Below are 13,869 nucleotides of genomic sequence, written 5' to 3' on the forward strand. Positions count from 1 at the left end.
AGACCAGTTGTGAAATATTGGTTAAAGTTTGTGCTTTTTTGCAAATATAAAAATAAAAGTTACCGGAGGGTGTGTGGAAAAAATTTGGCTTGAGCATTACGACCCAAGTGTTTCGGCAGAAATTAACCCTGATCGTTATGCCTCTATCGTAGATATTTTTGAACAGTCTGTGACGACCTGGGGCGATAAAACCGCTTACATGAATATGGGTCACAGCATGACTTTCAATGAGCTGGACGTGTTGTCTGCTCAGTTTGCGGCTTATCTGCAAAATAGTGGTTTAGAGCGTGGCGATGCTGTCGCCATCATGATGCCAAATTTGTTGCAATACCCTGTTGCTATGTTCGGCGTATTACGGGCCGGACTCACCGTCATTAACGTGAACCCGCTCTATACCGCCCGCGAATTAAAGCACCAGTTAAACGATGCCAATGCCAAAGCCATTGTTATTGTCGATAACTTTGCCGCCACGCTGGAAAGTGTGATTGCTGATACACCGGTGAAAAAAGTACTGCGCACGGCGTTAGGGGATATGTTACCGGCTCCTAAGCGCTGGATAGTAAACCTGGCGGTGAAGCACGTGAAAAAGATGGTTCCGGAGTTTTCTCTGCCACAAGCTGAGTCGTTCATGTCAGCAGTGAAAGCCGGCGCGAATTACACTTATCAGCGTCCTGAGATAACAGGGGACGACCTGGCATTTTTACAATATACCGGTGGTACAACCGGCGTATCGAAAGGGGCGATGCTGACACACCGCAATATGATTGCAAACCTGGAACAGGTATCGGGTATTCTCGAAATTGTCATTGAGCCCGGTGAAGATGTCGTTGTCACTGCGCTACCGCTTTATCACATCTTTGCATTACTGGCGAACTGCCTGTTGTTCCTTAAATTTGGTTGTCCGAACCTGCTTATTACCAACCCGAGAGACATGCCGGGTTTTGTGAAAGAGCTGTCGAAACACAAATTTGCCATTTTGCCCGGGGTGAACACCCTGTTTAACGGTCTGCTTAATACGCCGGGATTCAGCGAACTTGATTTCTCCGGATTTAAGTTCGGTCTGGGCGGCGGTATGGCCGTGCAGCGCCCTGTGGCTGAACGCTGGCAAAAAGTCACCGGCACGGTACTGCTTGAGGGTTACGGCCTGACTGAGTGTTCGCCGGTGGTAGCGGTTAATTCTCCTACCATTAAGGCTTACAAAGGTGCTATCGGTATGCCGGTACCTTCCACAGAAATCCGTCTGCTGGATGATAACGGCAATGATGTGCCCTTAGGTGAAGCCGGTGAAATGTGGGTGAAAGGGCCGCAGGTCATGAAGGGGTATCTGAACCGTCCCGAAGCTACAGAAGAAATTCTTAAAGATGGCTGGCTGGCAACTGGCGATATTGCGAAGTCAGACAATGAAGGTTACTTCTATATTGTTGACCGTAAAAAAGATATGATCCTGGTCTCCGGCTTCAATGTGTTCCCGAATGAGATTGAAGAAGTGGCTGCCATGCATGATGATGTGGTGGAAGCGGCTGCTATCGGTGTGCCTCACGAAGTCAGTGGTGAAGTCGTGAAGTTATTTGTAGTTGCTAAGGACAAGAGCCTGACCGCTGAAACGGTTATTGCACATTGTCGTAAGCACCTCACCGGCTATAAAGTGCCGAAACACGTTGTCTTTAAAGACGAACTGCCAAAAACCAATGTAGGCAAAATTCTGCGTAGAGAACTGAGGGACTGAGTTCACCGTGACTTTACGCAACTAATTGGGACAGCCGGCATCATTGCCGGCTGTTTTTTTATGATGAAATATACCTTAATAACCGACGAAATTGCGCTGAAAGCTGTCTGTGAGAAGGCCTCTGCCGCTGAAGCAGTTGCCATTGATACTGAATTCGTACGTACCCGTACCCTGACGCCGCAGCTGGGACTATTGCAGTTGTTCGACGGTGAGCAACTGGCACTTATCGATCCGCTGGCGATTAATGATTTAAGCCCGTTTGTGGCATTAATGACGAATCCGGATGTGATCAAAGTGCTGCATTCCTGCTCAGAAGATCTGGAAACATTTCTGGCAGCATTCGGTGTAATACCTGCGCCGGTATTCGATACTCAATTTGCAGCAAGTGTGCTCGGCATGGGCGCGACCCTGGGTTATGCACGGCTGGTGGAACTGATGAGTGACGTGGTGCTGGATAAAGGGGAGTCCCGCACTGACTGGCTGGCCAGACCGCTACGGGAAAGTCAGCTGGTGTATGCCGCCAATGATGTGCTGTATCTTTTACCTGTGTACTTACAACTGAAAGAACAAATCGAAGATGCCGGTAAATTTGATTGGGTAACGCAGGAAATTGCTGCACTGGGAGAAAAGAAGGCCGCACAAATTCCTCTGGAGCAGGCTTACCTTGTGCTGAAAAATACCTGGCGGCTTAATCCTGAACAGCTCACGGTGTTTCGTCATCTTGCAGGCTGGCGGCTTAAGGTTGCCCGTGGAAAAAATCTGGCTCTCAACTTTGTGGTGAGAGAAAGTCAGCTGTTCGATATGGCAGTAAAAATGCCGTTAAGCCGCACTGCGCTGAGTCGTATCGAGGGATTGCAGCCACAAACCCTCCGTCGTTACGGTGAAACCCTTACCGCCCTGGTGGCTGAAGCGAAATCCCTTTATGAAGATACCCCCGCAGACAAACAATTACCCCGTATGCGCCGGCTGATTGACTATCCCGAATATAAAAAGCATCTGGCGGCTATTAAGCGTCTCTGTGCAATGGTTGCCGCAGAGCAGGGCGTGTCAGAGGAAGTTGTAGCCTCTAAAAAACAAATCAATCAGCTGTTAAAATGGCAATGGTTTGAACTGGATGAAACCCGCGTGCAGGGGCTTCTGCCTGATCTGCTGAGTGGCTGGCGCCGTCCTCTGCTGGAAAAGGGGCTGGCCTCATTATTAGGGCCGCTGGCTTTCACCCGTTAAGAAATAATGCAGGACTGAATATGCTGTGTGCAATTTATAAAACCCGCCGGAAAGAAGGCATGTACTTATACGTGCCCGGCAAAAATGCTTTCGATGATGTACCGGAAATACTGATGGAGAAATTTGGCACGCCGGAACTGGTGATGTTGATTTCCCTGGATAAACGGCCTCAGCTTGCCGGTGTCAGCAAAGCTGATCTGGAAGTAGCGCTGAAAGAAAAAGGCTTTTATCTGCAAATGCCGCCAAAAGCGGAAGACATGCTGGCTGCTCACCGCACAGAGCTTGGTCTGACGCCCCATGTGGATGAAAAACGGTGATGAAGGCATTGTTTTCAGTCAGCCCTGTTGTATTGCTCACCGTTTTTTTAATGCTGGCTTTGCCGGTTTCAGCAGAAGAAAAAAACGAAGCAGGATTTAAAGTCTGGTTACAGTCTCTGAAGCAGGAAGCATTGGAAGAAGGTTATACGGCAGAACTGGTGGACAAAGCGCTGGATACTGCCACATTTCGTCCCACCGTTGTAAAGGCAGATAAAAATCAGCCGGAGAAAAAAATCACGCTGGATGATTATCTGGCGACCCGCGTGCCGGACTGGAAGGTCAGGCAGGCAATTACCCTGTATCGTGAGCATCAGTCTCTGCTGGATGAAATCGGCAGCAAATATGGTGTTCAGCCTCGCTTTATTGTCGCTTTATGGGGTAATGAGTCTAACTTCGGTAAAATCCAGGGCAACTATCCGGTGTTCTCTGCAGTGCTGTCTTTAGCCTATGAAGGGCGTCGTGAAGCGATGTTTAAAAAGCAGTTCTATGCTGCACTGGATATCATCCGTGATGGTCATATTGATATTGAAGCGCTGAAAGGTTCCTGGGCCGGTGCGATGGGCCAGAGTCAGTTTATGCCCGTTTCTTTTTTAAATTATGCCGTGGATTATGACGGTGACGGCAGAAAAGACATCTGGACCACGCCGGCAGATGTGTTTGCCTCTATCGCTAACTTTCTGTCCAGCGAGGGGTGGAATGATGACTACACCTGGGGCCGCCAGGTTAAGTTCGTTGATGGTTATGACGGTGCACATGCAGGCTTTGCAAAAGATGATTTCGTGCCGTTAACGGTATGGCAGGAAAGGGGAGTGCGTAAATTTGATTTAACAGACTTACCTGCTGCCGGCATCAAAGCCTCTCTTATCATGCCGGACGGCATCGATGGCCGTTTATACCTTGTCTATAATAATTTTCATACGCTGATGAAGTGGAACCGTTCATCATATTTTGGCGTCTCGGTCAGTTATCTGGCAGACCGGATCCGCAAAGGGGAATAACATGTATCAACATCTCAATATTCAGGGCCAGCCTGTTCCTTTGCCTGTGACACGTGCCCTGTGTATCGGCCGCAACTATCTTGATCATATTCAGGAGCTGAACAACACTGTGCCGGATGAAGCCTTGTTGTTTATGAAGCCGGCTCCGGCACTTTGTCATTTGTCTGAACCGGTGGTGATTCCTTCAGACAAAGGCGAATGCCATAACGAACTTGAAGTGGCAATATTACTCAGTCAGTCACTGTGCAAAGCGGCGCCTGATGACGCGCTGGCTGCTATTTGGGGTGCAGGGCTCGCTCTTGACCTGACCTTACGTGATGTACAAAGTGAACTCAAAGCGCAGGGCTATCCCTGGGAGCGTGCCAAAGCCTTTGATCGCAGTTGCCCGGTTTCGGCTTTTGCTCCGTTGACGCAAACCGGAGATCTTACTGACATTCATTTCACCCTGACTGTGAATGATACCGTGCGTCAGCAGGGCCATACAGCAATGATGATACGGCCGGTAGCGGAGCTTATCGCAGAAATGTCTCACATCTTCACCCTGCAACCCGGCGATATTATTCTCACCGGAACGCCAAAAGGCGTAGGCCCGCTAAATGCCGGTGACAGGATCCGCGCAGAGCTGGGCGAATTAATGTCTGTCGAAACGAATGTGGTGATGTGATGACACCGTTCTGGGAAACAAAGACGCTTGATGAAATGACTGTTGCTGAGTGGGAATCACTGTGTGACGGTTGTGCAAAATGTTGTCTGCATAAGTTCATTGAAGATGACGATGCTGAAGAGGCCGCACCAACGGATACCCTGAATCAGGGAGAGGAAATTCACTATACCAACATTGCCTGTTCGCTTCTGAATACCAAAACTTGTGGCTGTACCCGCTATGCAGATCGCACAAAGCTGGTTCCTGATTGTGTAAAGCTGACTAAAGAGAATCTCAAGGATATTTTCTTTATGCCGCCAAGTTGCAGCTACCGGCGGTTGCATGAAGGTCGCGGGCTGCCGTCCTGGCATCCGCTGCTGAATAAAGGTAAGAAAGCCAAAATGCATCAGGCCGGTATGTCTGTAAGAGGGAAGATTATATTTGAAACGGATGTGGATTTAGACGCGTTTGAAGATTATATCGCCAGTTGGCCCTTGCACGACGCAGACTGATATCCGGCTATTCGTTCGTTAACGCGTAAAGCAATGCATGTCTGCCGCAAATACGTTTGCGGCAGTAACCTTCCTTTTCTGCCCCCAACTTTTCTGCAACACGCAAACTGGCTTTGTTATTGGGTTCAATAAACAACTCCAGACGAAATAAATCCATCTGATTAAAAGCCAGTTTTTTCATAGCCTGACAAAGTTGAACAGCCAGACCTTGTCCGCATGCCTCAGGCCGGATCCAGAAACCCAGGTTGGCGTTACGGTGCAAAGGATGGATATAGTTTATCAGTCCCATGCCGAGGCAACGGTTGTCCATCACCAGCAGGTAGGTGATACCGTAACCCTGCTCACGCTGATTTTCCAGGGTGGCCAGACACTGACGGGCCTGCGCGGGGGTGACAGGGCACAGATCTGTACCCATCCATGGCCGCACATGACTGACTGATTGCTGGGACGCTTCGCATAACATATCGGCATGTTTTTGCCCGGCCCGTTCAATACTGATGGGGCTGGTTGTGGTTGCAATAGCAGGAAGCCGCGATGGCAGGGTACTTAAGTCAATCAAAAGGGTTTCTTGTCCAGTAAACGACAGCCAAACACGATAACGAATACGGCAGCGTAAATCCCGAAGATCACCATCATCCACTCAGGCATGCCCAGTCCGGCAACTCGCCAGCCGTCATCCAGGCAATCCCCTTTTGCTTCAAATATGGCCGGTAACCAGTCATAAAGGGGCATAAATGAAGGGAAGTTTGGCACTATTTCGCAACTGGCAAACAGAGAAGTACTGTGAATGATGTCGTATTGTTCACGGGCGATCATGAAGCCCCATACCGAGGAAACCGCCCAGCCGGCGAAAGCCAGCATCCGCGTCAGGCCATGATTCACAATAACAACCAGTAAACCGGACAACAAAATACCGATAACCGCTGTACGCTGATAAATACACATTACACAGGGTTGCAGGCCATTAACATGCTGAAAATACAATGCTGCAGACAACAGTCCTGCGGCAGATAAAAATAAAAGAAGCCAGGCGGGTTTATACTCCGCCTGGCGACTAATCCATTGAATGAGATTCATTGTTGCAATAAAAACCTTAGTGCGGTTCAGCGCCTGATACTGGCATCGTAGCTGAATGGTGCTCAATAAGGTGCATATCGTATAGCGCTTGTGTGGCATCTGCCAAGCCAAAATAGGTGGCTGCCAGTCCTACTAAGGTGAGTACCACGGTGTAAGGCAGCGCCATCACTACCATTTTTCCGTAGGACAAGCGCAACAGCGGGGCAATGGCCGACGTTAACAGGAATAAAAATGCTGCCTGTCCGTTAGGTGTCGCTACAGAAGGCAGGTTCGTACCTGTATTGATAGCAACAGCCAGTAAGTCGAACTGGTCACGGGTGATCTGGCCTTCCTGCAGCGCTGCCATCACTTCCGTAATGTACACAGAGCCTACAAACACGTTATCACTGACCATCGACAACACACCGTTGGCAAGATAGAACATCACCAGCTGAGTTTCGCCTTCGAAAGACAGTACCCAGTGGATAACCGGCTGGAACAGGCCCTGGTCGATAATTACCGCAACCACACCGAAGAAAACACATAGCAATGCTGTGAACGGCAGGGCTTCTTCAAACGCTTTACCTAACGCATGCTCTTCAATAATACCGCTGGCAGATGTTGCCAGAACAATGACTGACAAACCGATAAGACCAACAGAAGCAAAGTGACCAGCAAGTCCCACAACCAGCCAGACACCAATTAACGCCTGAACGGCCAGACGGGCTTTATCGCGGTTAGTACGGCCTTCATCCATATGTTTGTCGTAGGATACAAGAATGTCTCTTACTGCCGCCGGTAGCTGGGCGCCATAGCTGAACAGTTTCGTTTTCTCAAGTATTATTGTAGTGGCCAGACCGCATACGAATACGGGTAAGGTAATCGGTGCCATTCGGGTAAAGAACTCAACGAAGTCCCAACTCGCTTTATCAGCAATAATCAGGTTTTGCGGTTCACCTACCATGGTCATTACGCCACCCAGCGCAGTACCAACCGCTGAGTGCATCATCAGGTTGCGCAGGAACGCACGGAAGTTCTCCAGATCATCACGCCCCAGATTCGACACACCGTCATCGTCTGTATGATCATGGTCATGATGAAATTCTTTGCCGGAGGCGACCTTGTGGTAAATCGTGTAGAAACCCAGACCTACCGCAATAATGACCGCGACAACCGTTAATGCGTCAAGGAAAGCAGATAAAAACGCGGACGCTGCAATAAAAGACAACGACAATATCATCTTGTTTCTCACCCGTATGACCAGCTTGGTAAACAGGAACAGCAGCAGATCTTTCATGAAGTGAATACCGGCAACCATGAAGACCAGTAACAGCAGTACCTCAAGGTTCACCTCAATTTCATGCATCATGTGTTCGGGCGAGGTCATGCCAATGAACATCGCTTCAATCAGCAAAAGACCACCAGGTTGCAAAGGATAACATTTCAGTGCCATCGCCAGCGTGAAGATAAACTCGATGACCAGTGTCCAACCCGCGAGGTATGGATCTACCATGAAAAGGAAAGGATTAAGAATAAGGAACGCTACAATTGTTTTTTTGTACCAATCCGGCGCATGCCCGAGAAAGTTCTTATAAAGCGCCATAGGTAGCGATGTTTGCATAGTTAATTTTCCTTTAACAACTTGTTGCGATGTGAATGTAATTATTATCGTAAATCTTGTCCAGCGAATGTTGGACATTAGCCAAGTTATGGTTTTTAGTGGCTTTTATCACATCTGGTACACTCATAACCAAACTCTACCTGAAAAAAACAGCTTGAGAAAGCTGCCGCAGGCCTCAGTTAGTATAACTTATATCAGTTTTATGACTGATTAATTGATTGTGTTAAAGAAAATTCCTCTGGTACAATGAGTTTGACAATAAAAAGAGATTCAGGCGAGTCACCTATGATTTATAAAGCCCAGAGCCCGGCAGGTTTTGCTGAAGAGTATATTGTTGAGTCTATCTGGAGTGGTCGTTTCCCTCCCGGGACCATTCTTCCGGCAGAACGGGAGCTGTCCGAGCTTATTGGTGTAACACGCACCACGTTACGCGAAGTATTACAACGACTCGCCAGAGACGGCTGGTTGACGATTCAGCACGGTAAACCCACAAAAGTGAACAACTTTTGGGAAACTTGTGGTCTGAATATTCTGGAAACCCTGGCCCGTCTCGATCAGGACGGTATTCCCGAGCTGGTGGATAACCTGCTGGCCGCCCGTACGAATTTAAGCGCAGTGTTTATTCGTATGGCAATCCGGAATAACCCTGAAGACTCTGCGGAAATTATCGCCCGGTATCTGAATATTGAAGAAGACGGCAAAGAATTTGCGCATTTTGATTATCAGTTAAACCATGATCTTGCGCTGGCATCCGGCAATAAAGTGTTTGTTCTGATGATGAACGGTTTCCGCGGATTGTATTCCCGCATCGGAGGTTACTTTTTTGCCCAGCAATCCGCCCGTGATGTAGCGAAAGATTTCTACGGTAAATTGTTAGCGGCAGCGAAGTCCGGAGACCACGAGAGTGTACCCGGCCTGATCCGTCAGTATGGTATCGCGTCTGGTAAAGTATGGGCACAAATCCGCGAAGATATGCCTAAAGATCTCGTCGACTAATCATTCTGTTTTATCCTGAAAGCCCGGTATCCGCCGGGCTTTTTGCTATTTGCCTTTCGCATCTCCCGGGCTTGCGGTAAAGCCTTTACTTCCTTTATGCTGGGATCCGTTTTACCCGTCATGTTGTTTTCTTGCTGTCGCCGCACACCGGTGAAGTCAATGCCGGTGGTGTTCAGAACGGGTCAGCCGGCCCTGAATCAACCTCTCAGACAGTAAGGAAACACAATGAACCTCAATCCCGTTGGCTGGTTTGAAATTTACGTCAGTGATATGTCCCGGGCACAAACCTTCTATGAATCTGTTTTTATGTGTGAGTTAGAGACAATCTCTGTACCTGCGGATGAATCGCTGGTCATGAAAGGATTTGGCTCTGACATGACGGCTTACGGAGCCAGCGGTGCGCTGGTCAGAATGGAAGGAATGACACCTGGCGGTACGGGCACACTGGTCTACTTCTCCTGCGATGACTGTGCCATTGAATGTGCCCGCGTACCCAAAGCGGGCGGCACGGTCATTAAGGAAAAATTTCCGATTGGCGAATATGGCTTTGTCGCACTGCTGCAGGATAGTGAAGGCAATATGATTGGTCTGCATTCCCAAAAATAAACGGGATTAGTATGCGCTTTCTAACTTTTCATTTTATGGTTGTGTCAGATGAAGCGAATTCCACTAGGAGATCCGAAAATGACCAAATCAGATACCATTAAAAGCAAATTGAACGATGCTGAAGATTTTGCCCGCAAAGTCTGGCTTGCCGGTCTGGGTGCTTACGGTAAAAGTGTTGAAGAAGCACAGGGCCGTTACGAAAAGCTGAGCACTGAAGCATCTAAAATGTTCGATGAATTAGTGAAAAAGGGTGAAACTTTAGAAGATGACGCCCGTACTAAATTCAAAGAAACCACTGACGATGTTGAAAGCCGTGTAAGTGATGTACGTCAGAAGCTGGGACTTGATACGGATAATACAGATCATCGTATCGAAGAGCTTTCAGCCAAAATTGACGCATTGACAGAAGCGGTTGCCAAGCTGGCAGCGAATAAATAATGTCAGATTGCCGTGTGTCCGGCACGACGGGCATACGGTGTTTTCGCCGCTACGATTTCTTCAGTAATAAGGAAAAGTGATGGTACAGAAAAATAAACCAAACGGCCCTTTGACCGGCTGGATTGAAGCCGGCTCCGAACTTATCGCTGAGCAGTTGTCCGGTGTGACTGAACAGATAAACCGTCAGCTTGATGCGCAAAAAAAATCCTTTGATGAGCTGCAGCAACGGGGTGCCAGGATGGATGCACATCTCCGGTCATCTTTATCGCCTTCGGCTGTTTTTGCCAATATGGAACAGTTAGTCAAAACCAGTCCGCTCTGGTCATTTGTGCCGTCTTTCACGGCAAAGCGTGATAAACGTGAGCAACAATTTGATGTGTTGTCGGCGAAAGTGGATGTACTGGTAGAACAGGTCGCGTTACTGGCGGCAAAGCAGGCACAGGAAAAAGCTCAGGCAAAACAGGAAGCTGAAGCTTCTGCCAAAGTGAAATCGAAAGATGTAGTTGAAAAAGTTGATTCCGCTGTTACAGCTGCAACATCTGCCAGTGCAGAGACGCCCGAGAAGCCTTCACGGAGACCTTCAACCCGGAAGAAAACGGTGACTTCCACTCCCGGAGCGAGACCCCGCTCTGTATCTTCAGTTCGTCCTAAAGCAAGGTAACGCTCAGAGTTTGTCTGTTATCAGAGTTTGCCGGGTAATGGCAGGCTCCGGTTTTTAACGGGTAAAGAGGTGATAGCAGCATTGGTTTATGACTATCACCGCCAGATAGATTGGTTTTTGCGGTCGGCAAAGAAGTCGTGGGGTTCCCAGAATGCCGGAATGTGTTCGTCCACATCGGCGATGGTGAAGTTCTTTTTCAGCTGACTCATGATTTCTGTCATGCGTGCGCGGTCAATTTTCATAAGTTTTTGTTTGGTGGCGTTAAAGAACAGATTTCTGTCTTTCGCTACCCGTTCTTCTTTGCCGGCAGCAAAAAAGGTCAGGTTTCTGGACACAATTTTGCAAACCGGTTCAGCAGGATGCTCCGGGTTTAACCGGGACACAATGGCATATTCATACTGGTCTTTTTCCTGACCTTTTTCATTCACCGGAATGAAGCACACACCGAATCCCTGAGGGAAATAGCCCACAATATTGATGAAGTGCTCAGCGAGTCTGCTGTTAACACTTTTTTGTTTCGCCATTTGTTCAATCAGCATATAGCCCTTCGGCAGCATAGAGCGGTTATAGCCGGGTTTGGTAGACAGGACGATGGAGGAATAGACCTGCGGGATTTTTAAAATATCGCCAATGCCGGATTTACCGGTGAATGTGTCCTGCATCAGTTCCATAAGAAAGCCGTGGGGGCCTTTGTTCTGTTCACAACCGATAAAAGAAACACCGTCTCTGATAAAGGTCAGTGTTTGCTGATAGTTAATCTTTAACAGTTGCTTGCGGAAAGATTCATCCAGTTCTCTGAACGGATCATCTTCGCCGTCTTCCCCGTACAGAATGCGCACAGCCTCTTCGTGATAAAGTCCGATGTCCTGAAAAATAGCCGCTGCGATGACAGGGCTGGCGATGAAGTTTGCCCATTCCCGCATTTTTACTTCATCGGTAAACCGTTCAAGTACGCCGGCATATTTTGATAAATAGCTATGTTTTACGCTGCTGTCTGCCAGCACTTTGTCACTTAATCTGAGAGCTAGTACTGCTTTGTAAAGCGGTTTAAGCCGTTGATGATAGCGGGCGTAATTGCCATCTTTACCCCGCGTGAGCAGAAGCAATGTGCCCAGAAAGCGGGAGCTGGCGGTCTGGGTCTCATAATAAGTTTCCCCTTCACTCAGGGAAATTATCTGCGACACAATAGTGATTATCAGGCGCTGGCGATCTGCCTGTTCTTTCTCAAGTTGCTGCACCGCGGATTTATGTTGCTTCTTCAGATCTTCCAGCACGGCAATGTTGGCCCTGGTTTCGCTGACAACTTTGACTTCCTGCGCCAGGCTATGAATGCGCTTTTTCAGGTCTGCGGTAACCGCATAAAAGTGTCTGGCATATGTCACCACCGAGGGCTGTGCCGTATCCACAGGATCGACAAGTTCAATGAGTTTTTTGACTTTGCTGACATACTGGCTGTCAGCCTGAGTGGCATTGCGGTTCACGGCATTCCTGAGCGTTAAAATACTCCGGGTCTTCCTTTCCGTTTTTTTATCAGTGCCCTGATTCCCTGGCTTCCCGTTCTTTTAGCTTAGCTAAATATAAGCGTAACGTCTCGCTAATTTTAGTATTTCTTTCAATAACATCAATGTGCTCCCAGGTAGCCTTCTCGCCGCTGCGTATCAGCGATGTAATACTTTCTGAAGTCGGGTTGGCGAGGATCTGACTGAGACTCCTGAGCTGGTTATGAGGAAGAATATTAATATTGCCTACGTACTGCTGGTCAATGACCGACCGTACTTTATGAATTGCGAGGCGGGCAGCCTTGTTACCGGTGAGGTTCTCAAGCATGTCGAACGCAAAAATGCTGTTAGACTTCGCCAGTTGACTGATGTGGCGGAATGTCAGTCCGGTCAGTGTATTAGCACCGGCGCGGTTTGAGGATAAAAAAGGCACAGCCAGGGGATTTGTCTGGCTGACGATGCTGTGGTTAACACCGTATAACCGTGACAATTGTCTGAAAGGCAAATCCGCCATGAGTGAGCCGTCCACGAACCGGCGGTTAGGGATGTACGGTAAGATATCGCCGGCAGTATTTTTAGCGCGTAGTTGCACGGGGCTGAAAAATAACGGGACGGCGGTGGAGGCCCGCACAGCCTGAGTAATAATAGCATTCGGAGATGTTTTGGCGTTGAGTACCCGTGATTGTTGATGTAAATCCATCGGTGATACGGAAATGTTGATATGACGCCCGGTCTTACTGAAAGCCTCTTCAAAAGTCATCAGATCAAACAGTTCAATGAGGGTATTTTCCAGCGCTGTGGCATCCAGCAGCGACTTCCTGCCAAACCCTGACCATTTTCTCCAGTAACGAAACTTACTCAGAATAAACTCAGGAGACAGGGCTTCCTGCAGTTCCTGCTGGTTTTTTGTGCCAATCATAGCGGCGATAATAGCACCGGCACTGGCCCCTGATATCACGGTGGGCAACAGGTTGTGTTCATTGAGGGATTTCACTACACCGGCGTGAAAAAATCCCAGACCGGCACCACCGGACAGCATCAGACAGGAACGGCCGAATGCATGAGCCGTCTCTTCAAAAAACTGCTTTTTATGGAAAAAATCCACCACAGATTCATCAGCCCGGTAAATGGCATCCAGTGCCATGACCACTTCGCTGATAAAGGTTTCGATAAGCTGCTTGGTGCCCGTTTTACTGTGTGTAAGCAGGGCAGGGTTGGCGATATTACCCAGATTACCATGCAATCCTTCATGGAGTACCGACATCAGGCCGGTCACATCCTGTAACTTTCTGGCTGACTGCATGCGTTGAACACGTTTTCGTATCAACCGGTAGTCGTAATCTCTGCTGGCTTCTTTTCGCTTCCAGTCGTCTGCGCCGGTAAGGGCGTCGTGAGCCAGGCAGGCTTCACGGTATTCAGCATAATCAGAAGCCAGTTCAATATCCTGCTCTATTGCATTCGATTTTGAGAAAAATACCATAATACCGGCCTCTTACTGATCTTTGGAAACGCATCACTTGCAGTGATATTAACCAGCCTGGCAGGAATAATTTGAATGCTCTACCTAATTTT

Annotated in this window: 15 protein-coding genes; 10 read left to right on the top strand and 5 right to left on the bottom strand. The window is 48.4% G+C overall.

All coding sequences use genetic code 11. From position 1 onward, the window contains the following. Positions 1-73 precede the first annotated feature (73 nt). The 6 genes from fadD (at position 74) to ACXAG2_RS17545 (ending at position 5,420) form a co-directional block, all read left to right on the top strand. Entirely contained in the window at positions 74-1,726 is a 1,653-nt protein-coding gene (gene fadD, locus ACXAG2_RS17520) for a long-chain-fatty-acid--CoA ligase FadD (protein ID WP_119501860.1), read from the top strand. Between the two features lie 63 nt (positions 1,727-1,789). Beyond that, on the top strand, positions 1,790-2,950 hold the full coding sequence (rnd, locus tag ACXAG2_RS17525; RefSeq protein ID WP_474869224.1) for a ribonuclease D: 1,161 nt from the start codon (positions 1,790-1,792) through the stop codon (positions 2,948-2,950). A 20-nt stretch (positions 2,951-2,970) separates the two neighbouring features. Beyond that, complete coding sequence (locus ACXAG2_RS17530) at positions 2,971-3,267, top strand: YcgL domain-containing protein (protein ID WP_474869112.1); 297 nt, start codon at positions 2,971-2,973, stop codon at positions 3,265-3,267. After that, positions 3,267-4,265 carry a lytic murein transglycosylase gene (locus tag ACXAG2_RS17535; RefSeq protein ID WP_474869114.1) on the top strand — a complete coding sequence of 333 codons (999 nt, stop codon included), beginning with the start codon at positions 3,267-3,269 and terminating at the stop codon, positions 4,263-4,265. The genes ACXAG2_RS17530 and ACXAG2_RS17535 overlap by 1 nt, the downstream gene beginning before the upstream one ends. 1 nt (position 4,266) lies before the next feature. After that, positions 4,267-4,929 (top strand): fumarylacetoacetate hydrolase family protein, encoded by a 663-nt coding sequence (locus ACXAG2_RS17540; protein ID WP_474869116.1) that lies wholly within the window; start codon positions 4,267-4,269, stop codon positions 4,927-4,929. Further along, the gene (locus ACXAG2_RS17545; RefSeq protein WP_474869227.1) at positions 4,929-5,420 is read left to right on the top strand and encodes a YcgN family cysteine cluster protein; all 492 of its coding nucleotides are present in this window, start codon (positions 4,929-4,931) and stop codon (positions 5,418-5,420) included. The genes ACXAG2_RS17540 and ACXAG2_RS17545 overlap by 1 nt, the downstream gene beginning before the upstream one ends. Before the next feature lie 7 nt (positions 5,421-5,427). Here the strand turns inward: ACXAG2_RS17545 and ACXAG2_RS17550 are convergent, their stop codons facing one another. Genes ACXAG2_RS17550 through nhaB form a run of 3 tightly spaced genes read right to left on the bottom strand, consistent with a single transcriptional unit; the run spans position 5,428 to position 8,097 of the window. Beyond that, positions 5,428-5,979, bottom strand: a complete 552-nt coding sequence (locus tag ACXAG2_RS17550; protein WP_474869118.1) for a GNAT family N-acetyltransferase — start codon at positions 5,977-5,979, stop codon at positions 5,428-5,430. Then, positions 5,976-6,497 carry a disulfide bond formation protein DsbB gene (dsbB, locus tag ACXAG2_RS17555; RefSeq protein ID WP_119501854.1) on the bottom strand — a complete coding sequence of 174 codons (522 nt, stop codon included), beginning with the start codon at positions 6,495-6,497 and terminating at the stop codon, positions 5,976-5,978. The genes ACXAG2_RS17550 and dsbB overlap by 4 nt, the downstream gene beginning before the upstream one ends. A 16-nt stretch (positions 6,498-6,513) precedes the next feature. Then, a complete protein-coding gene (gene nhaB, locus ACXAG2_RS17560; RefSeq protein WP_474869121.1) occupies positions 6,514-8,097 on the bottom strand; it encodes a sodium/proton antiporter NhaB in 1,584 nt (527 codons plus the stop codon). 285 nt (positions 8,098-8,382) lie between these two features. Here nhaB and fadR point away from each other — a divergent pair, with 285 nt between their 5' ends. From fadR to ACXAG2_RS17580, 4 genes are all read left to right on the top strand, one after another. After that, positions 8,383-9,093 carry a fatty acid metabolism transcriptional regulator FadR gene (gene fadR / locus ACXAG2_RS17565; protein ID WP_474846489.1) on the top strand — a complete coding sequence of 237 codons (711 nt, stop codon included), beginning with the start codon at positions 8,383-8,385 and terminating at the stop codon, positions 9,091-9,093. A 225-nt stretch (positions 9,094-9,318) separates the two neighbouring features. Continuing rightward, positions 9,319-9,699, top strand: a complete 381-nt coding sequence (locus ACXAG2_RS17570) for a VOC family protein (protein WP_474869124.1) — start codon at positions 9,319-9,321, stop codon at positions 9,697-9,699. Positions 9,700-9,777: 78 nt separating this feature from the next. Beyond that, positions 9,778-10,137 (top strand): phasin-related domain-containing protein, encoded by a 360-nt coding sequence (locus ACXAG2_RS17575; protein WP_119501850.1) that lies wholly within the window; start codon positions 9,778-9,780, stop codon positions 10,135-10,137. A 79-nt stretch (positions 10,138-10,216) separates the two neighbouring features. Then, complete coding sequence (locus tag ACXAG2_RS17580; RefSeq protein ID WP_474869126.1) at positions 10,217-10,798, top strand: hypothetical protein; 582 nt, start codon at positions 10,217-10,219, stop codon at positions 10,796-10,798. 95 nt (positions 10,799-10,893) lie between these two features. Here ACXAG2_RS17580 and ACXAG2_RS17585 read toward each other — a convergent pair whose 3' ends face one another. Both ACXAG2_RS17585 and ACXAG2_RS17590 read right to left on the bottom strand, forming a co-directional pair. Continuing rightward, a complete protein-coding gene (locus ACXAG2_RS17585; protein WP_474869128.1) occupies positions 10,894-12,279 on the bottom strand; it encodes a hypothetical protein in 1,386 nt (461 codons plus the stop codon). Positions 12,280-12,328: 49 nt separating this feature from the next. Continuing rightward, positions 12,329-13,780: a DUF3336 domain-containing protein gene (locus tag ACXAG2_RS17590; RefSeq protein ID WP_474869228.1), complete on the bottom strand. Its 1,452-nt coding sequence runs from the start codon at positions 13,778-13,780 to the stop codon at positions 12,329-12,331. Positions 13,781-13,869: the final 89 nt, after the last annotated feature.

Source organism: Alteromonas sp. ABH4_456 (assembly GCF_056160645.1).